Genomic DNA, 19,356 nt, shown 5'->3' on the forward strand with positions numbered 1-19,356 from the left:
CGTTCAGGCGGCCGCTGCTTCGGCCGGCAGACGCTCCGTCTTGAAATGGTCGATCATCACCTTGGCGATCGCCATCAGCGGCAGCGCGAGCGCCAGCCCCCAGATGCCGAACACGACGCCGAGCAGGATCTGGAACGCAAACAGCGTGGCCGGCGGAATATCCAGCGCCTGGCGCTGGATGATCGGGGTCAGCACGTAGCTTTCCAGTGCGTGCACGCCGAGAAACAGGATGAAGGCGGAGAGGGCCGCGACCCATCCCGAGGCGACGCTGGCCAGCACCACGATCAGGCCGCCGAGGATCGCGCCCACCGTCGGGATGAAGGCGAGCAGTCCGGCCTGGATGCCGAGAATGAACGAACTCTGGATGCCAATGATCGATAGCCCGATCCAGGTCACCAGAAACACCGCGATCATGGTGATGATCTGCGCGATCAGCCAGCGCTCCAGCGTCTCGCCGATCCGGTCGACGATCGCGACCGCCCGCGTGCGGTGTCGGGCAGGCGCCATGAACAGCAGCCCGTCGCGGTAGACGCTTGGCTGGGTCGCAAAGGCTATTCCCAGGAACAGCACGATGAAGAAGTTTCCGACCGCGCTTGCGGTGCCCAGAATCAGTTTCAGGCTCTGGCTGAAGATCGCGCCGCCGCTGGCCGCAATCGTGCCGGCGCTGGGAAGCGTGTGGGGCGTCGGCGCAGCAGTCGCCGGCGCGGCATCATCCGACGGCGAGGACACGGTGCCGAAGTCGAAGAAGCTGGTGTCGATGCCGTTCCGTTCCAGAAAACCCTTGACGTTGACGAGCTGCGATTTGAGCGTGTTGCTCAACGCCGTCGTCTGCTGGGCGATCGTGGTGCCGCCGAGAAAGACAATGCCCGACAGCATGCCCGCAACCACCAGGCAGACCACTGTGAGCCGCAGCGCATGCGGCAGCCGCACCACGCGTCCGAGCAGGTTGCTCATGGCGTTGAGCGCGACGCCGAGCAGGATACCGGAAAATATCAGAAACAGCGTCGCGGCGAAGTGCCAGGTGAACGCGAGCAGGGCGGTGAACAGCACCACGCCGATGCCGCCGACCGATATCGCCCACGCCAGATCGTTGCGGGCCTGAAGGCGATTGTCAGCGGGACCTGTCACGTTGATTCCTTCTCGTGAGACATATTGCGTCGCCAGTCATTCGTCAAAATCGGACCGGGATCAAGCGGGCGGGCGCGCGCCGGTTTGACGCTGTCGCACCCGGTATGCCAAGCGGTGCATGAATCTGATATGGCGGGCCGGCGAGGATGAGATGAATTTCAAATGGTTCGGCCCGATTGCGCTACTGGCGGCGCTGGTGATCGGCGACCAGATCAGAATCAACCGGCCTGCCCACAAATATCGCCTGATGGTCGAGGTCGAGACGCCGGAGGGGCGCAAGTCGGCCTCTGGCGTGATGGCCGTCCATCCCGATCGCAGCTACACCCGCCGCGGTCAGACCCGCACGTTGGGTGACGCCGTTTTGGTCGATCTCGGGCAGGGCAAGAACCTCGTCGCGCTGTTGGCCCATGTCGACAATAATCTCGTCCTTGACGACATGAACTACGTGGCCTTGCGGGCCTATGCGGCGGCAGCCGGCAAGCGCGTGCCGTTCAGCGAGATGAGCCGGCTGACCGGCACAGTGCCGGTGAAGGGTGCGCTGATCCCGGTGTTCGTCAGTTTTACCGATCCGGCCACGCCCGGCACTGCGCGCCTGGTGCCGCCCGACAATGCCGAAGCGGTGCTCGGCAAGGGCTATCGCCTCCAGGGGATATCGACTGAGGTGGTGCCGAACGGATATTGGCCGCTTGATTTCGGCGGCGTGCTGGGCGAGCCGGTAACGCGCGGAATCCAGGCAAAATTGCCGTGGCTGAGCGGTGCCGGCGATTCGGCGGCCACGGCGCTCCGCGCGGCCGGTTTGCCCGGGGTCGAGGCGATCGGCGCCCAGGAGGCTTTCACGCGGAAATAGCAGGGCAGCCCCGCTGCCGCTCTGCGGATATTGATCCGCAGCCGGGCCGCAGGCATTATCTTCTGCAATCATGGCCCAACCCAGAATATCCTTGCACAGGACGATGACAGCGGAATTTTTGCGATGAGGCGGCCCGTGGTCGGTGTGATCGGGAACGCCTATCGCGTCGAAAATCGTTTCCAGACCCAGATGGTCGGAGAGCGCAATTTGCGCGCTGTCACCGACGTGGCAGGGGCGCTGCCGCTGATGTTCGCGGGCTCGCCCGAGATTACCGATGTCGGCGCGCTTCTCGACGTCGTCGACGGCGTGGTGCTGACCGGAGCGCGGGCCAATGTGCACCCGACGCGTTTCAAGACCGAGCCGCATGAGAGGCACGAGCCCTACGATATCCATCGCGACGACGTCGCGCTGGCGCTGACGGAGGCCTGCGTCGCCCGCGGTGTGCCGATCTTCGGCATCTGCCGCGGCCTGCAGGAGATGAACGTCGCCTTCGGCGGCTCGCTGCACCCGGAAATCCGCGAGATCCCCGGCCGCATCAACCACCGCATGCCGCGGCTGGAGAATGGCGAGATCCATCCCGACCCGACGGTGGTGTTTGCTGACCGGCACGACGTCCACCTCACGCCCGGCGGCACGTTTGCGAATCTGCTCGGCTGCGAAACCATCCGGGTGAATTCGCTGCACGGGCAGGGCATCCTCGAACCCGGCGAGCGCGTCGTCATTGAAGGCATTGCCGAAGACGGCACCATCGAGGCGATCCGGATCGCGGACGCCGCCAGCTTCGCCCTCGGTGTCCAGTGGCACGCCGAGTACGACCCGCAGCGCAACCCGATCAACCGAAAGCTGTTCGAAGCGTTCGGCGAGGCGCTGAAGGCGCACGCGCGAACCGGCTAGGCGACCGCAAAGAACGGTCGCATGACAAGGGAGGATGCGATGCGGGACCGCAAATGGTCGAGACGCGACCTGCTCAAGGCATCGACGGCGTCCGCTGCAGGCCTGCTGTTTGCCGAACCCCTGAAGGCCGCGGTGCCGCCGGCGGAGGAGGTGACGCCGGCCCTGATCGAAGCCGCGAAGAAAGAGGGCAAGCTGTCGTTCTATTCGGCGCTTGAACTCAATACCGCCGAGCGACTGGCGAGGACTTTTGAGGCGAAATATCCTGGGATCACCGTGCGCGTGGAGCGCTCCGGTGCGGAGCGGATTTTCCAGCGCATCGCGCAGGAGCAGGGAAGCGGCATCAAGGCCGTCGACGTCGCCAATTCGACCGATACCGCGCATTATCTCGAATGGAAGAAGAACGACTGGCTGGCGCCTTACCTTCCGAGCGACGTGGTCCGGCATTTTCCCTCCGATCAGATCGACCGGGACGGCATGTACGCGACGTCCTGCGCCTGGACGGAAGCGATCGGCTACAACACCAACCTCGTCAAGCGCGAGGAGGCGCCGAAAAGCTATGCCGACCTGCTCGATCCCAAGTGGACGGGCAAGATGGTCAAGGCCCATCCCGGCTACAGCGGCGCTATTCTGACCACGACGTTCCTGCTGGCGCGCGATCTCGGCTGGCCGTATCTGGAGAAGCTCGCGCAGCAGAAGATCATGCAGGTGCAATCAGCCGCCGATCCGCCGAAGAAGATCCTGCTCGGCGAGCGTGCCGTGATGGCCGACGGCAATGATTACAATCTCGTGCTGCTGAAGGACCAGGGCAAGCCGGTCGAAGTGGTGTATCCGGCCGAAGGCTCGCCGCTGATCATCGTGCCATCAGGCATTTTCCGCAGCGCGCCGAATCCGAATGCGGCAAGGCTTTTCCAGAGCTTCTTCTTCAGCGCGGAGGCCCAGCAGATGCTGGTCGACGTCTTTGCGCATCGCTCCTTTCACGCACGGGTGAAGGAGAAAGGCGAGCACATCCCGCTTTCCAGCTTGAAACTGCTGAAGGCCGATCCGGCCCAGGTGCAGGCGCAAAGCGAGGAGATCAAGGCGCGCTACGCCAAGATCTTCGGGGTGTGATGCCGGCACCCTCCAGCGCGGGAAATACGCCGAAAGCGGTTGCAACCAAAAGGAATCGTTGGATAGTACTGCAACCATCCGAATTTTGGGACGAATCATAAAGGCGGCCTGTATCAAGCGTCCTCCGTACTTCTACGGAGGCGGAAAAGATGGGATCGGGTCCGGGAAGTCGGCTAAGTCATCCATCATCTCCAGACTGGTGAAGCCATGACGCAACCAAGACGGCTCGCGCTGGCGATGGCGTTGCTGGTCGTCGTGACGTCCTGCGTCGTGAGCGCAGTGACCTATTATTTTGCGACGCAAGCCGCGCCGGGCGGGCCTCTGGCGACGATTGTCAGCGCGGCGCTGCTGGGCGGTACGATTGCCGGCGTGCTCGCGGTGGCTGTCGCTGCCGGTCCTGCGCGATTTTGGCGTAGCGCGCTGCCCGACGTCACTGGCCCCGTGGATGGTCGCAGCGGACGGGAGCAGGGGCTCGCTCATCAGGCGCTGACCGACAGTGAAATGGCGCAGGCGATCGTCGAAAACGCGCTCGATGCCTTCGTCCAAACCGATGGGTCCTGCGTCATTCTCGACTGGAGCCCGCACGCCGAGGCCTTGATGGGATGGACGCGCGCGGAAGCCCTCGGCAGGAGCGTGGAAGAGCTGGTGTTTCCGGAAGCACAACGCGCTGTGCACCGGCAATGGGTGGACCGCTTCCTGAGCGAGGCATCGGGCGACGCCGCCGGCGGGCGATACGAAACGCCGCTGTTGCACAAGGATGGACGCGAATTCTTCGCAGAGGTGTCGCTGACGGCGCTGCGCCGCGGTGAAGGCTACCTCATCAATGCGTTTGTCAGGGACATCACCGCAAAGCGCGCCGCTGAAGAACAATTGTTCCAGGCGCAGAAGATGGAATCGGTCGGGCAATTGACCGGCGGCATCGCCCACGACTTCAACAACATGCTCACCGTGATCACGGGCACGATCGAAATCCTGGCCGACGGCGTCAAGCACGATCCGGCGCTGACGTCGATCGCCAAGATGATCAATGACGCGGCCGACCGGGCGTCGCAGCTCACGGCGAACCTGCTTGCCTTTGCCAGAAAGCAGCCGTTGCGGCCGCTTGAGACCGACGTCAATGCGCTGATCGAGGAGGTCATCAAGCTCTTGGCGCCGACGCTCGGAAGGCGGATCGAGATCGGGACGGCGTTGAGCGAACAGGCCTGGCCGGCCCTGGTCGATCGCAGCCAGCTCACGTCGGCGCTGGTCAATCTCGCCATCAATGCCCGCGACGCCATGCCTGATGGGGGGAGGCTGCTGTTCAGGACGGGTAATTTCACGCGCGACGCATGCGACGCTGAAGTGGGCGGTCTCGGCGCGGGCGACTACGTCGCCGTCGAGGTCATCGATAGCGGCGCCGGCATTCCGCCTGCCATACGCGACAGGATTTTCGAGCCGTTCTTTTCGACCAAGCAGTTCGGCACCGGCACCGGACTTGGGCTGAGCATGGTGTTCGGCTTTGCAAAGCAGTCCGGCGGCAGCGTCGTGGTCGATGGCGACGAGGGCAAGGGCGCCTGTTTCCGCATCTATCTGCCGAAGGCCGACGTCGAGCCTTCGGACGCGCTTCCGGCAAGCGATGCCTCGCCGCCTGACGACGACGAACTGCGCGGGGGATCGGAAACCATCCTGTGCGTCGAGGATGATGATGTCGTGCGGGCGCATGTCACCGGCCGTCTCGAAAGTCTCGGCTACAAGGTCATTGTCGCTTCCAACGCGACCCACGCGCTCGAACTGGTGAATTCCGGCGCAGCGTTCGACCTCCTGTTCACCGACATCATCATGCCCGGCGCCATGAACGGCCGGCAGCTCGCGCAACAGGTCGCCGAACTGCGCCGGCCGCTCCGGGTGCTCTACACCTCTGGCAACACCTTCGGCGCGTTCGATGCGGGCGGGCATCTTGGCGAAGGTGTGTTGCTGCTGACCAAGCCGTATCGCAAGGCCGAACTCGCGCGCATGGTGCGGCTCTGCCTCGACCGCGCGATCGACCACATGGGCGATCCGATCCCGCTGCCGTATTCGGTGCAGGAGGATCTGGAGCGGTTTCTGAGGGATAATCCGCCGGAAAAGAAGTAGCCGCGAACAAGCGATACGTAAGCCCGCATGAGCGCAGCGATATGCGGGGGCAGCGAAAATCCTGGATGTCGCTTTCGCTCATCCGGGGGCTACGCTTGCTGCACGCTCGCCAAGGCTACGCTTGCTGCATCGGAGGTCGCGACGAAGCGTAGTTGCGGTGACGCTGCGTTAGCGAAAACCGAAGCTTTGCAAGAGCCCAGGTGTCTGGCTATTTTGCACTGGCTGCTGCTCCGGTGCTCGGGCGTCCGGTACTGGCGCGATCGGCATCGGTGCACTTTCTTCCCGGGTCCTCACTCGATGATGTCGCGCGGGCCGGATCTCTGCTCGAGCATTTTGCACGGACCGGACCCGTCGGTGCTTTTTCACAGGCCGGACCTGCGCTGGGGCATCTTGCGCCACCCGTACAGGAGCAGCTTGCACGGGCTGTTTGGGCTCGACCTGTGCCCGTGTATCTTGTTCGTCCGCCCAGGCCTGGAATTGCTTGAACAAGGCTTCAGTGAGCGGGTGGCCGATCTCGGCCTGGCTCTGATCAGCAGGCTCAGCAGCCGCAGCAATTTCGTCGCGCGGCGGCGCGTCACTTGTCGTCGACGGCAAATCCTGCGTGCCGGCGATTGATTGAATTGGTGGTGCCGACGGATCGTTGTCAGGCTGAAGCTCGTTGTCAGGCTGAAGCGCTGGTTTGTCGACCCATGTAGCCGTGACGTTCGCAACGAGCGCGACTGGATCTCCCACCGACAGGATCGCGATCCCGATCGCTGCTGTCGCCGTCACCCCCAAAATACTCGCCTTGAGGATACGTGACGAGAGAGCCGCTCTGCCCAAAGCCTTCCCGATATCCGGCTGCCTGGTTTCTTCGGCTTGCTCGGTGAGAAAGACAGGATAACGCTCGTCCGGCGGGAAACCGTCTTTTGTCGCCATTTGTTCGATGCCGCCTCTTATTTGTTCTCGTACATCAGTACCTCGCCAGCGAGGTCTAAAAGCGACAATCACCGCCACGATTTTGGAGAAGTTTTGACTTCATTGGGATTCGGGAACCGGGAACCGCAAGATCACGCGGGAACCCAGATTGCTTTGAGCGCGAGTGAAAATGGCCACCACGATAACGAAAGGCGCCCCGCAAGGGGAGCGCCTTTCGCATGTTGAGCCGAGATAACGGCGGCGAAGCCGTGCGGAATCACTGCGAATAGTACATCTCGAACTCGACCGGGTGCGGGGTCATCTCAAATCGCTCGACTTCGGTCATCTTCAACGCGATGAAGCTGTCGATGAAGTCGTCGTCACTGGGCCGTGCGACGTGCGGGCGCAGTGGCCGGCCGCAGCTCCAGTGTGGATACGCCTGCGGCAATATTCACGCCCGTCTGCCCCTGCACGGATGCCGGCTGCATGATGACCCTGCGGTCCGGGCCTCCAACCAGGACGTTGGCACTCGCTCCGGCGCCGACCGTGCCGCCGGCGGTCGCACCCGTATGGGTTCCCGCCAATGCCCCCCGGCCCAACGTGGACGGCGCAAAAACCGCCCAAGCCATCTGGCCGCCGGTCGTGGCACCGATGTCGAGGCCAAGCGTGCTGACGGTGCCCTCATAAGCGTCGCGCGCCCTGCCTCTCGCCGAGGCATAGATGCAGCTCAGTTGCCGCTGCCCCCCGACAACGAGGCCGACACCGGGCGATATGTTGCAGGTGAGCGTGCCGACCCTTGTCCGGTCCTGAGCCGTGGCCGGAGTCATGGCGAGGGCGAGCGCCAGGGCGGCGCATGTGGTTGCGAGACTATTCAAGGTTGTTCTATTCAGCGTTGCTTTGGTCATGGGCGTCCCTCCGTCGACGCATTTGATGGACCCCCTCAACGCGCAACGACACTGCGATGTTCCTGTTCCGAGCTGTAACGGTCGTGCAGGCGGGTCGGCAGGCGGGCGGTGGAAAATTCGCGGCGGCATTCGGCCATGAGTACACGAACCACGCGGCCGAAACGCCTGACTTTCCTACACAAAAAACAAAAGGCGCCCCGCAAGGAGCGCCTTTCGCATTGTTGGATGGTGATACGGGCGGCGCGAACGCCGCGCGGGATCACTGCGAATAGTACATGTCGAACTCGACCGGATGCGGGGTCATCTCAAAACGCTCGACTTCGGTCATCTTCAGCTCGATGAAGCTGTCGATGAAGTCGTCGTCGAACACGCCGCCGGCCTTGAGGAACGCGCGATCCTTGTCGAGGTTTTCCAGCGCCTCGCGCAGAGAGCCGCACACGGTCGGGATCGCTTTCAGCTCTTCCTTCGGCAGGTCGTAGAGGTCCTTGTCCATCGCCGGACCCGGATCGATCTTGTTCTTGACGCCGTCGAGGCCGGCCATCAGCATCGCGGCGAAGCCGAGATAGGGATTGGCCATCGGGTCGGGGAAGCGGACTTCGACGCGCTTGGCCTTCGGGTTTGCCGTATACGGAATGCGGCAGGAGGCCGAACGGTTGCGCGCGGAGTAGGCGAGCAGCACGGGAGCTTCATAACCCGGGACCAGGCGCTTGTAGGAATTGGTCGACGGGTTGGTGAAGGCGTTGATCGCTTTCGCGTGCTTGATGATGCCGCCGATGTAATGGAGGCAGGTCTCCGAGAGGTCGGCGTATTTGTTGCCGGCGAACACCGGCTTGCCGTCCTTCCAGATCGACTGGTGGCAGTGCATGCCCGAGCCGTTGTCGCCATAGACCGGCTTCGGCATGAAGGTGGCAGTCTTGCCGTAGATGTGGGCGACCTGGTGGATGCAGTATTTGTAGATCTGCATCTGGTCGGCCATCAGCGTCATGGTGTCGAACTTCATGCCGAGCTCGTGCTGGGCGGAAGCCACTTCGTGGTGATGCTTCTCGACCTTGACGCCCATCTTGGCCATGGCGCCGAGCATTTCGGAACGCATGTCCTGCACGGAGTCCTGCGGCGGCACGGGGAAGTAGCCGGCCTTGGTGCGGATGCGGTGGCCGAGATTGCCGCCCTCATATTCGGTGTCCGAATTGATCGGCAGTTCCGAGGAGTCGAGCTTGAAGCCGGTGTTGTAGGGCGTGGTCTGGTAGCGCACGTCGTCGAACACGAAGAACTCGGCCTCGGGGCCGAAGAACACGGTGTCGCCGACGCCAGACGATTTTACCATCGCCTCGGCCTTCTTGGCGATGCCGCGGGGGTCGCGGTTGTAGGGCTCGCCGGTGGTCGGCTCGAGCACGTCGCAGACGATGACCATGGTGGTCTCGGCGAAGAACGGGTCGATCGTCGCGGTCACCGGATCGGGCATCAGGCACATGTCGGATTCGTTGATCGCCTTCCAGCCGGCGATCGAGGAACCGTCGAACATCTGGCCTTCAGCAAAGGTGTCTTCTTCGATCATGCCGACATCGAAGGTCACGTGCTGCCACTTGCCGCGCGGATCGGTGAAGCGCAGGTCGACGTATTTTACGTCGTTGTCCTTGATCGATTTCAGGACGTCTTTGGCGGTCTTCATGAATACCCCTTTTAGCTACGGACGGTTTCCAGGACGCGACATTTTCGCAGACGATCGCTCGAGACATCGCGAACGAAATCAGGCCGCTGAAGCAGCCAATTTCTTGTTTTTTAGTCGCAAAATTCGGATAGCACCCGGCTTAGATAGCGTCCAGCCCGGATTCTCCGGTTCTGATCCGGATCGCTTCCTCGATGTTGGAGACGAAGATTTTGCCGTCGCCGATGCGCCCGGTCTGGGCGGCGCGGCGGATCGCGTCGATCGCCTTCTCGACCAGATCATCCCCGATCACGATCTCGATTTTCACCTTGGGCAGGAAATCGACGATGTATTCCGCGCCGCGATATAGTTCGGCGTGTCCCTTCTGCCGGCCGAAACCCTTGGCTTCGGTGACCGTGATACCTTGCAGTCCGACTTCCTGAAGCGCCTCTTTCACCTCGTCGAGCTTGAATGGCTTGATGATGGCTTCAATCTTCTTCACTGAGCGCCTCCCGGGCATTTCCAAATTCAGAGTGCAGATGGTTTCGATGTCGCGCGAGGCGCCGTCTGGTTTGATCCTTGCTTCCGGCAAAGCCGGATTGCTCATAATTGCCGCTAACTGCGACGATCATGTGCTCGGTTTTCCAACCGGCTTCCTCAAAAGCAGGGTCTATGCCAAGTTGTTAACGCGGCTGATTTCGAAACGTTATCAGACTTTTAACGGGCAAGTGGAAGAGGTTGAGCCGGACGACGTATGATAGCGAAGCTTACAAAATAGGCAAATCGATCAATTCATGTGCAGGCGAGGCCGGGAGGGCCGCGGGGTGCGACGTGGATATGCCTCCAGAAAAGGCTGACGGATCGAGGATTCGGCATGGAAGTTTTGACCACAACTGAGATGGAGCGTGCTGACCGGTTGACGATTACCGCCGGCACGCCGGGCTTCGCGCTGATGATGAGCGCAGGGCAAGCCGTGGCGGAGGCCGCAATGGCTCTCGTCGAGGAAGGACCCATCATGGTGGTCGCCGGCCGCGGCAACAATGGCGGCGACGGTTTTGTGGCGGCGGCCGAACTGGCGGCGCGCGGCCGCGAAGTGTCGGTCATCCTGCTGTGCGAGCGCGACAGCCTGCAGGGCGATGCCGCGCTCGCTGCACGTGGCTGGAAGTATCCGGTGCTGCCGTTCAACCCGCAGGCGATCGGCAAGCCGGCGCTGATCATCGATGCGCTGTTCGGTGCCGGGCTTAATCGTCCGATCAAGGGCGACCCGCTCGAGATGATCGAGGCGGTCAACGCCAACGGCGCGCCGGTGCTTGCGGTCGACCTGCCGAGCGGGATCAACGGCACGACCGGCGCGGTAATGGGTGCCGCAATCAACGCCGTGGAGACCGTGACCTTCTTCCGCCGCAAGCCGGCGCATCTGTTGATGCCGGGACGCAAGCATTGCGGCCGGGTCCGCGTCGCCGATATCGGCATCGATGCGCAGGTGCTCGAGGAGATCGCGCCGCGGACATTTGAGAACGTTCCGCAGAGCTGGCAAAAATCCTTCCCCGTGCCTGATATTGACGGCCACAAATATGCCCGCGGCCACGCCGTCGTGCTGTCGGGTGAACTGGCGTCGACCGGCGCGGCGCGGCTCGCGGCCCGCGGCGCCTTACGGGCGGGCGCCGGGCTGGTGACCGTAGCCTCGCCGCGCGACGCGCTGGCGGTGAATGCTGCGGCGCTGACCGCGGTGATGGTTCGCCCCGTCGATACCGTGGTCGAATTCGCCGACATGGTCAGCGACAGGCGCCTCAATTCCATCGTGATCGGGCCGGGCGCCGGCGTCAGCGCCCGGACGCGCGATCTCGTCCACACGGCACTGTCGGCGAAACGCGGCCTCGTGCTCGACGCCGACGCGCTGACGAGTTTTGCCGAAGCGCCGGAGCGGTTGTTTGAAGCGATCAAGGCTGCCGAGGACGCCCACGTCGTGCTGACCCCGCATGAGGGCGAGTTTCCGCGCCTGTTCAGCGACATCAGCAACAAGCATCCCGGCCGCTCCAAACTGGAGCGGGTGCGCGACGCCGCCGAGCGCGCGGGCGCGGTGGTGCTGTTGAAGGGGCCGGACACCGTGGTGGCATCACCGGATGGCCGCGCCAGCATTGCTTCCAACGCGCCGCCCTGGCTCGCCACCGCCGGCGCCGGCGACGTGCTGGCTGGAATGATCGCAGGGATGCTGGCGCAAGGCGTACCAACGTTCGAGGCCGCCTGCATCGGCGTATGGATGCACGGCGAAGCTGCAAGCGAGGCGGGACCGGGGCTGATCGCCGAAGATTTGCCGGAGGTGCTGCCCGCGGTGTTCAGGCGACTCTATGACGGGTTCGGGATCGAGTATTAGGCAACTCGAACTTGCCGACATGGACGTGGCGTCGGGCGTCCATCGCGCGGCGTTCGACCATGCATTGCCCTGGCTTACCGGTCCGCACACGCCCGACGAAGACCGATGGTTCTACCGGGAACGTGTGTTCACGGAATGTCACGTGCACGGGGCTTTCGAGGGCGGTGCGCTGGCCGCAATCATCGCCTTCCGAAGCGATTGGATCGATCAGTTGTATGTGCTGCCGGAAGTACAAGGACGCGGCGTCGGTAGCGAATTGCTGCAGGTCGCAATGCGCGCGTTCGATTGCCTCCAGCTTTGGACGTTTCAGCGCAATCTACGAGCGCGACGCTTTTACGAAGCGCGGGGCTTTGCGCTGGTCGAGGAAACCGACGGTGCCCGCAATGAGGAGAAGGAGCCGGACGCGCGCTATCTTTGGACGCGCCCGTAAGGTGCTATCCGACGAGGTATTTCGCCACCGCCGCCTCATTCCATTTCAGCCCAAGCCCGGGGCCTCGCGCGGTCACCGTGCCATCGATAACCTTGGCCGGCTGAGCGAGGATCACGCTGGCGAAATCGAGGAATTCGAGCCAGTGCGCGGTTGGCGTCACCGCGAGCATATGGGCGCTGGCCTCGGCGAACAGGTGGCTCGACATCGGAATGTTGGCGGCTTGTGCTTGCGCTGCGACCTGCAGCCAGCCGGTGACGCCGCCGCATTTCATCAGGTCGGGCATGATGAAGTCGCTGGCGCCGGCTTCGATCGCTTCCGCAAAGCCGCGCGGGAACCACCAGTTTTCGCCGGCCTGAATAGGTGTCGGCGAGGTCTCGCGCACTTTTGCGTGTCCAGACAGATTTTCCTGCGGCACCGGCTCTTCGATCCAGTGCAGATCGTAGGGTTCGAGGCGGGCAATGCGCCGCGCAGCCTCAGCGGGATCGAGTGACTGGTTGAAATCGATCATCAGCGCGACATCGGGGCCGATGAGGGCGCGCACGCCCTTGACCACCCGCTCGTCTTTGGCGGCGTCACCGTCGCCGACCTTGATCTTGATGCCGCGAAAACCCTGCTCCAGCGAGCGGCGCAGCGGCTTCTCGTCGGCTGTGGGATCGACCACGCCATAGCTATCATAGGCCTTGATCGGCCGCGCTGAGCCGCCGAGCAATTCGGCCACTGGCCGGTCGGCGATCTGGCCGAGCGCGTCCCAATAGGCCATGTCGAGACCGGACACCGCCATGCCGACGAGGCCCTGCCAGCCGAGCAGGCGGAACTTGGCGTCCATCGTTGCCATCAGGTCATAGGGCGCGATTGGCTTACCAATAAGCTCGCGTCCGATCTCCTCGATCAGGTGGACCAGCGGCTTCACCGTCATCCGGGCGTAGGCGAAGATGTAGGAGTGGCCGGTAACGCCCTGATCGGTTTCGACATCGATCAGGACAAGCGGCCCGACGTCGATCACACCGAACGCGTTCTTCACGGGGCGGGCGAGCGGCACGACGATGCCGCGCGCCTTGACGCTGCGGATGGCGGGGACCGGCTTGCTCATGGTGTGCTCCTCACTCGACACTGTACCACCGCACCAGCCGCGGCGCCGCCCAGTCGGTCGCCACGGATTCGATCAGGTAGCGCCCGGCATGTTCGGCCAAAAAGGCGATGCGCTGGGTCTGGCCGGGCTCGATCGCCAGCGTATCCAGCCAGAATGGCTTCCAGCCATCGTCGAGCCGGTCCAGCAGCCGGAAATGATGGCCGTGGAGGTGGAAGACGGCGGCGGTGGGCGCGCGGTTGATCAGGGCCAGCACGACAACGCGGCCGGTCTTGGTGCGGAAGGCGGGTGGGGCGGATGCGGCGAAATTGGCGGGCGTAACCCAGTCGCGTGTCGGTCCGCCAAGCGGCAGTTCGACCCGGGTGGCGTTCTTGAGGTCGAGCCGTTCGGGGAGGCCGTTGGAGGGCAGTGGCGGCGCCGGTGGCAGCGGGGCGGGGCGGATCGGCGGCTCACTGGCAACGCGAATCTTGCCGATCGGGCGGGCTTCCTTACCATCGTGCAATAGGATCGGGGTTTCGCTGCCGGCCGCCGCTGTGACGTCGATGAACGCGTCGATCCGGCCGCCCGGCGCCAGCACCACCGCGCCATTTCGGGCCTGGAACGGCTCGGACGGTTGGCCGTCGACGGCCATCACGCGGACCTCGAGCCCCTCCAGTTTGAGAGCAATAACAGAGCGTTGACAGCCGCTGATGATGCGGATCCTGACCCGTTCGTTGATCCGGGCTGAGAGATCGAGCGAAGTCCGGCCGTTAATCGTATGGACTGGCACGATGTCTCCGGGATCGGTCCCCGGTGCCATCGCGGTTCCATCCGGTCTCACCCGCCAATCCTCAATCAGCAGAACCTCGTCGCGGTCGACGGCGACAGGCTCGGTTTCCCGGACGATCAATGGCCGTGGCCGCGATGGGTGGGTCTGGCCATCGCCAAGCAGCCCGGATTCGCAGAGGAAGGTCCCGGCGTGGCGCAGCGGCAGTTGCGCGGCGTCCTTGCCGCCGGTTGCGAGCGGAGCCCGGCCCGTCAGCGGTTCGGTTGCCGAGGCGCCATCGATCCCTCGCCAGTTGAGGACCGCAGGCACTGGCAGCTCATTGCCAAAGTCGACCGCCAGCGTATCGCCGCGCTTGAAGGTGAGTTCAGGCCCTTGCAGCGACCAGATTGGCGTGGCCGCACTTCCCGGGCGGAGTGCGAGGCTGTCGGGCTTGGCCTGCAATGCCAGGGAGGGACGGTCTTGGAGACTACCTTGTTGGGCCCGGCCTGACACGGGCAACATCGGGACCAGTGCGGCCGCCCCCAGCCCAGCCATCAGTTCGCGTCGATCCAGCGGGAATTCGGGGCTTGCCATCGGACCAATGCGGACCATTTTTTGTTGTGCCTGTCCTAGCTGTGACGCCTTGCCCCGGTGCTGTCAAAAAGGGCCATTTTTTTGCTGCGGAGGTGTAGGCTCATGTTATAAGCCCGCCGCCCGCGGCATCGCGGCCGGGTATGGATGCTTTTCACGCGGGCGTGGCGGAACTGGTAGACGCGCTGGATTTAGGTTCCAGTGACGAAAGTTGTGGGGGTTCGAGTCCCTCCGCCCGCACCAAGCGCTCTATCCAGGCGTTTGCATGACGAATACTGGAGGGCCTGCTTTCCCATCGGGGGAGCCAAGGTCCGCCGAACCACCGGCGCAGGCTGCAAAGCCAAGCCTCGAACATTTGACACTGCCGGGTCGCTCTAGCCCGGCGCAAGCGGAAGAAGATTGACACCATGCAGGTCACCGAAACCCTCGCCGAGGGATTGAAGCACGAGTTCAAGGTCAGCGTTCCCGCATCGGATCTCGATGCCAAGGCGGACGCCAAGCTGGTCGACCTCAAGGACAAGGTGAAGCTCAACGGCTTCCGCCCCGGCAAGGTGCCGGTAAGCCATCTGAAGAAGGTGTATGGCCGCTCGGTGATGGCCGAGACCATCGACCAGACCATCCGCGACACCAACACGCAGATCTTCACCGACCGCGGTTTCCGCCTCGCGACCGAGCCGAAGATCACGATGCCGACCGAGACGAAAGAGGTCGAGGAGTTGCTCGCCGGCAAGACCGACCTGACCTACACGGTTGCGATCGAGGTGGTGCCGACGATCCAGCTCGCCGATTTCAAGACTTTTTCGGTGGAGAAGCCGGTGGTCGAAGTGACCGATGCCGAGGTCGATGAGGCCATCAAGCGCATCGCCGACCAGAACCGTCCCTATGCCGCGAAGGCCGAGGGCGCCAAGGCCGAAACCGGCGATCGCGTCACCATCAGCTTCAAGGGCTCTATCGACGGCGTTCCGTTCGACGGCGGCACGGGCGAGGGTATCCCGGTGGTGATTGGCGCCGGGCAGTTCATCCCGGGTTTCGAGGAGCAACTGGTGGGCATCGGAACCGGCGAAACCCGTACGCTGAAAGTGTCGTTCCCGAAGAACTACGCGAGCGAGAAGCTCGCCGGCCAGCCGGCCGAGTTCGAGACCACCGCAACCCTGATCGAAGCCCCGGGTGAAACCAAGGTCGACGACGAGTTTGCCAAAACGCTCGGCCTGGAATCGATCGACAAGCTGAAGGAGGCCGCACGCGAGCGGCTGGTCGCCGAGTTTGCAGGGGCCACGCGCCAGCGCGTCAAGCGCGCGCTGCTCGACCGTCTGGACGACAGCCACAAATTCGAGGCGCCGCCGTCGCTAATCGAGGAAGAGTTCAACCTGATGTGGAACTCGATCAAGGCCGAGATGGAATCCTCAGGCAAGACCTTTGCCGACGAGGACACCACCGAAGAGGCCGCGAAGGAAGAGTACAAGAAGATCGCCGACCGCCGCGTCCGGCTCGGCCTCGTACTGTCGGAAATCGGCGAGAAGAACAAGATCACCGTGACCGATGACGAAGTCGGCCGCGCGGTGATCGAGCGTGCGCGTTCGATGCCCGGCCGCGAGAAGGAAGTCTGGGACTACTATCGCAGCAATGCCAATGCGCTGGCCCAGCTTCGTGCGCCGATTTATGAAGACAAGGTGGTCGATTTCATCCTCGAACTCGCCAACGTGACCGAGAAGAAGGTCTCGCGCGAGGACCTGTTCAAGGACGAAGACGAGAAGAGCGCAGCCTGACCGGGTTGGTCAGGTCGATGTTAATGATGAACGGCGAAAGCGGCGTGATGGCAGCATCCGTCGCTATGAGATCGCCTGCGAATCAGCTTGAACTCGTCTCATTCGGCTCGCCATTGCCCGGCCTTGTCGCCGGGAAATTGGCTCATATCTGTGAGCGGCTCGCTACCCGCGAGTTCTGAGCCGAAGTCCTGCATCACGGGACGTTCGTCCGTGCGCGGCAATCATGCCTGCCTTGCCGATGGATGTTCGCCCCCGCTGTTCTCTACCTAACCCTCTACTAACCCTTGGGGTGACTAATGCGCGATCCCGTTGAAACCTACATGAACCTCGTGCCCATGGTGGTCGAGCAGACCAACCGCGGCGAACGCGCCTACGACATTTTCTCGCGGCTCCTGAAAGAGCGCATCATCTTCGTGACCGGTCCGGTCGAAGACGGCATGTCGACGCTGACAGTCGCGCAGCTCCTGTTCCTTGAGGCGGAAAATCCCAAGAAGGAAATCTCGATGTACATCAACTCGCCGGGCGGCGTGGTGACATCGGGGCTTGCGATCTACGACACGATGCAATTCATTCGTCCGCCGGTGTCGACGCTGTGCACCGGGCAGGCCGCCTCGATGGGCTCGCTGCTGCTCGCGGCCGGCGCAAAGGACATGCGCTTCTCGCTGCCCAATTCGCGCATCATGGTGCATCAGCCTTCGGGCGGCTTCCAGGGGCAGGCCACCGACATCATGCTGCATGCGCAGGAGATCCTGAATCTCAAGAAGCGCCTCAACGAAATCTATGTGAAGCACACCGGCCAGACCTACAAGGCGATCGAGGACGCGCTCGAGCGCGACAAATTCCTGACCGCCGATATGGCTCGCGACTTCGGCATCGTCGACAAGGTGATCGACAAGCGTCCCGAAGAGGCGGCGGTAACGAAAATCCCGTAAGGACACGGATTAGCGTCTTTCGCGTTGACCTTAACGGCTGGTTGCGCTGAAACGGAAAATATGGCCGCTGGCGCCCTGTCCATGCCCCCGCATGGACAGAAAGTTCCAGTTTCGTGCCGGTTTTGCTGCGTGGCAAACGCGCAACGCTCGCTCGATTTCGTCAACTTCTCCCCGTGCCAACGCCGCAAATCACGGTATTGTCACGGGTAGCCAATCCGCGCCCGATTAGCGAATTCTTGATAGTCGGGTGTCAGCATGATTGGCTGTGACGGTTGGGCTAAGATCGCGGGGGATTCGAGAAACCGTGATTCGCACGGTGCGTATTTGAGTTAGGGTCTTTTCTGGTACGGAATTTGCTCTATCTACCTTCAGGTCCGGTGAAGTGCCGGAATGGGTCGATCGGGTAACGGATCGAACGGCGGACGGAGACAAGAATGAGTAAGGTTGGCACGAGCGACTCCAAGAACACGCTGTATTGCTCGTTCTGTGGCAAGAGCCAGCACGAAGTCCGCAAACTCATCGCGGGTCCAACCGTATTCATCTGCGACGAGTGCGTCGAACTCTGCATGGACATCATCCGTGAGGAGAACAAGTCTTCGCTGGTGAAGTCGCGCGACGGCATCCCGACGCCGAAGGAAATCTGCAAGGTGCTGGACGATTACGTGATCGGCCAGAGCCATGCCAAGAAGGTGCTCTCGGTTGCGGTCCACAACCACTACAAGCGCCTCAATCACCAGACCAAGCACAACGACGTCGAGCTCGCGAAGTCGAACATCCTGCTGATCGGTCCGACCGGCTCGGGCAAGACGCTGCTGGCGCAGACGCTGGCTCGGATTCTCGACGTGCCGTTCACGATGGCGGATGCGACCACGCTGACCGAAGCCGGCTACGTCGGCGAAGACGTCGAGAACATCATCCTGAAGCTGTTGCAGTCGGCCGACTACAATGTCGAGCGCGCGCAGCGCGGCATCGTGTATATCGATGAAATCGACAAGATCAGCCGCAAGTCCGACAATCCGTCGATCACCCGCGACGTGTCGGGTGAGGGCGTGCAGCAGGCGCTGTTGAAGATCATGGAAGGCACGGTCGCCTCCGTGCCGCCGCAGGGCGGCCGCAAGCACCCGCAGCAGGAGTTCCTGCAGGTCGACACGACGAATATCCTGTTCATCTGCGGCGGCGCCTTCTCTGGCCTCGAGAAGATCATCTCCGCGCGCGGACGTTCGACCTCGATCGGTTTCGCCGCCCAGGTTCTGGCGCCCGAAGATCGCCGCACCGGTGAAATCTTCCGCCATGTCGAGCCGGAAGACCTCCTGAAGTACGGCCTGATCCCGGAATTCGTCGGCCGTCTGCCCGTGGTCGCAACGCTGGAAGATCTCGACGAGGCCTCGCTGAAGAAGATCCTGACCGATCCGAAGAACGCGCTGGTGAAACAATACCAGCGGCTGTTCGAAATGGAGAACATCGAACTCACCTTCGCCGACGAGGCGCTTGGCGCGGTTGCCCGCAAGGCGATCGAGCGCAAGACCGGCGCGCGCGGACTGCGTTCGATCCTCGAAAGCATCCTGCTCGAGACCATGTTCGATCTGCCGGGCCTGGAAGGCGTCGAAGAGGTCGTGATCTCGCGCGAAGTTGTCGAGGGAACTGCCCGTCCGCTCTACATCTATGCGGACCGTTCGGACCGGGCCGTCGAGAGCAGCGCCAGCGCCTGATCGCGCTCGTCATACCTCGCTTGGACTACCCCGATGAGGACGGCTGCCGGACGTTCCGGCGGCCGTTGTTGCGTCAGCGTTTTGCGCGCGTTTAGCCCCAATTAGTGGGCATTTTTCCGTGACTTGACACCCCCATACCCGATAGCCACCTAATGCCAATGGTGGCGGAAATCACGTTCGAGATTCG

Annotated in this window: 17 protein-coding genes and 1 tRNA gene; 11 read left to right on the forward strand and 7 right to left on the reverse strand. The window is 62.9% G+C overall.

Going from position 1 to position 19,356, the window contains the following annotated elements; genetic code table 11:
* Nucleotides 1-3: 3 nt before the first annotated feature.
* Nucleotides 4-1,128 carry an AI-2E family transporter gene (locus V1294_RS19640; RefSeq protein ID WP_334499448.1) on the reverse strand — a complete coding sequence of 375 codons (1,125 nt, stop codon included), beginning with the start codon at nt 1,126-1,128 and terminating at the stop codon, nt 4-6.
* A gap of 118 nt (nt 1,129-1,246) precedes the next feature.
* Here V1294_RS19640 and V1294_RS19645 point away from each other — a divergent pair, with 118 nt between their 5' ends.
* From V1294_RS19645 to V1294_RS19660, 4 genes are all read left to right on the forward strand, one after another.
* Nucleotides 1,247-1,975 carry a hypothetical protein gene (locus V1294_RS19645; RefSeq protein ID WP_334499450.1) on the forward strand — a complete coding sequence of 243 codons (729 nt, stop codon included), beginning with the start codon at nt 1,247-1,249 and terminating at the stop codon, nt 1,973-1,975.
* 123 nt (nt 1,976-2,098) lie between these two features.
* Complete coding sequence (locus V1294_RS19650) at nt 2,099-2,869, forward strand: gamma-glutamyl-gamma-aminobutyrate hydrolase family protein (protein WP_334499452.1); 771 nt, start codon at nt 2,099-2,101, stop codon at nt 2,867-2,869.
* A gap of 39 nt (nt 2,870-2,908) precedes the next feature.
* Entirely contained in the window at nt 2,909-3,976 is a 1,068-nt protein-coding gene (locus V1294_RS19655; RefSeq protein ID WP_334499454.1) for an extracellular solute-binding protein, read from the forward strand.
* Nucleotides 3,977-4,183: 207 nt separating this feature from the next.
* The gene (locus V1294_RS19660) at nt 4,184-6,088 is read left to right on the forward strand and encodes a PAS domain-containing sensor histidine kinase (protein WP_334499456.1); all 1,905 of its coding nucleotides are present in this window, start codon (nt 4,184-4,186) and stop codon (nt 6,086-6,088) included.
* A 168-nt stretch (nt 6,089-6,256) separates the two neighbouring features.
* Here the strand turns inward: V1294_RS19660 and V1294_RS19665 are convergent, their stop codons facing one another.
* The 4 genes from V1294_RS19665 to V1294_RS19680 all read right to left on the reverse strand — a co-directional run bounded on the left by V1294_RS19665 (nt 6,257) and on the right by V1294_RS19680 (nt 10,037).
* Entirely contained in the window at nt 6,257-7,006 is a 750-nt protein-coding gene (locus tag V1294_RS19665) for a hypothetical protein (RefSeq protein ID WP_334499458.1), read from the reverse strand.
* Between the two features lie 359 nt (nt 7,007-7,365).
* Entirely contained in the window at nt 7,366-7,860 is a 495-nt protein-coding gene (locus V1294_RS19670; RefSeq protein WP_334499460.1) for a DUF992 domain-containing protein, read from the reverse strand.
* A 289-nt stretch (nt 7,861-8,149) separates the two neighbouring features.
* Nucleotides 8,150-9,559 (reverse strand): type I glutamate--ammonia ligase, encoded by a 1,410-nt coding sequence (gene glnA, locus V1294_RS19675; protein ID WP_334481200.1) that lies wholly within the window; start codon nt 9,557-9,559, stop codon nt 8,150-8,152.
* Between the two features lie 139 nt (nt 9,560-9,698).
* Nucleotides 9,699-10,037 (reverse strand): P-II family nitrogen regulator, encoded by a 339-nt coding sequence (locus V1294_RS19680; protein ID WP_011441447.1) that lies wholly within the window; start codon nt 10,035-10,037, stop codon nt 9,699-9,701.
* Between the two features lie 37 nt (nt 10,038-10,074).
* On the opposite strand from V1294_RS19680, the gene V1294_RS19685 reads away from it, so the two are divergent.
* The 3 genes from V1294_RS19685 (at nt 10,075) to V1294_RS19695 (ending at nt 12,339) form a co-directional block, all read left to right on the forward strand.
* Nucleotides 10,075-10,293, forward strand: coding sequence for a hypothetical protein (locus tag V1294_RS19685; protein WP_334499462.1), 219 nt, complete (start codon nt 10,075-10,077; stop codon nt 10,291-10,293).
* 116 nt (nt 10,294-10,409) lie between these two features.
* On the forward strand, nt 10,410-11,909 hold the full coding sequence (locus tag V1294_RS19690; RefSeq protein ID WP_334481195.1) for an NAD(P)H-hydrate dehydratase: 1,500 nt from the start codon (nt 10,410-10,412) through the stop codon (nt 11,907-11,909).
* Complete coding sequence (locus V1294_RS19695; RefSeq protein WP_334499464.1) at nt 11,884-12,339, forward strand: GNAT family N-acetyltransferase; 456 nt, start codon at nt 11,884-11,886, stop codon at nt 12,337-12,339. The genes V1294_RS19690 and V1294_RS19695 overlap by 26 nt, the downstream gene beginning before the upstream one ends.
* A 4-nt stretch (nt 12,340-12,343) precedes the next feature.
* Here V1294_RS19695 and V1294_RS19700 read toward each other — a convergent pair whose 3' ends face one another.
* The gene (locus V1294_RS19700) at nt 12,344-13,429 is read right to left on the reverse strand and encodes an enolase C-terminal domain-like protein (protein ID WP_334499466.1); all 1,086 of its coding nucleotides are present in this window, start codon (nt 13,427-13,429) and stop codon (nt 12,344-12,346) included.
* 10 nt (nt 13,430-13,439) lie between these two features.
* A complete protein-coding gene (locus V1294_RS19705; protein WP_334499469.1) occupies nt 13,440-14,783 on the reverse strand; it encodes a multicopper oxidase family protein in 1,344 nt (447 codons plus the stop codon).
* Between the two features lie 137 nt (nt 14,784-14,920).
* On the opposite strand from V1294_RS19705, the gene V1294_RS19710 reads away from it, so the two are divergent.
* The 4 genes from V1294_RS19710 to clpX all read left to right on the forward strand — a co-directional run bounded on the left by V1294_RS19710 (nt 14,921) and on the right by clpX (nt 19,169).
* Nucleotides 14,921-15,005 (forward strand) — tRNA-Leu (locus tag V1294_RS19710).
* 164 nt (nt 15,006-15,169) lie between these two features.
* The gene (gene tig / locus V1294_RS19715) at nt 15,170-16,528 is read left to right on the forward strand and encodes a trigger factor (RefSeq protein ID WP_334499471.1); all 1,359 of its coding nucleotides are present in this window, start codon (nt 15,170-15,172) and stop codon (nt 16,526-16,528) included.
* A gap of 296 nt (nt 16,529-16,824) precedes the next feature.
* Entirely contained in the window at nt 16,825-17,460 is a 636-nt protein-coding gene (locus V1294_RS19720; RefSeq protein WP_334481186.1) for an ATP-dependent Clp protease proteolytic subunit, read from the forward strand.
* A 434-nt stretch (nt 17,461-17,894) separates the two neighbouring features.
* Nucleotides 17,895-19,169 carry an ATP-dependent Clp protease ATP-binding subunit ClpX gene (clpX, locus tag V1294_RS19725; RefSeq protein ID WP_027537232.1) on the forward strand — a complete coding sequence of 425 codons (1,275 nt, stop codon included), beginning with the start codon at nt 17,895-17,897 and terminating at the stop codon, nt 19,167-19,169.
* The last annotated feature ends 187 nt before the right edge of the window (nt 19,170-19,356 follow it).

Source organism: Bradyrhizobium sp. AZCC 1678, from assembly GCF_036924765.1.
GTDB classification, from domain to species: domain Bacteria; phylum Pseudomonadota; class Alphaproteobacteria; order Rhizobiales; family Xanthobacteraceae; genus Bradyrhizobium; species Bradyrhizobium algeriense.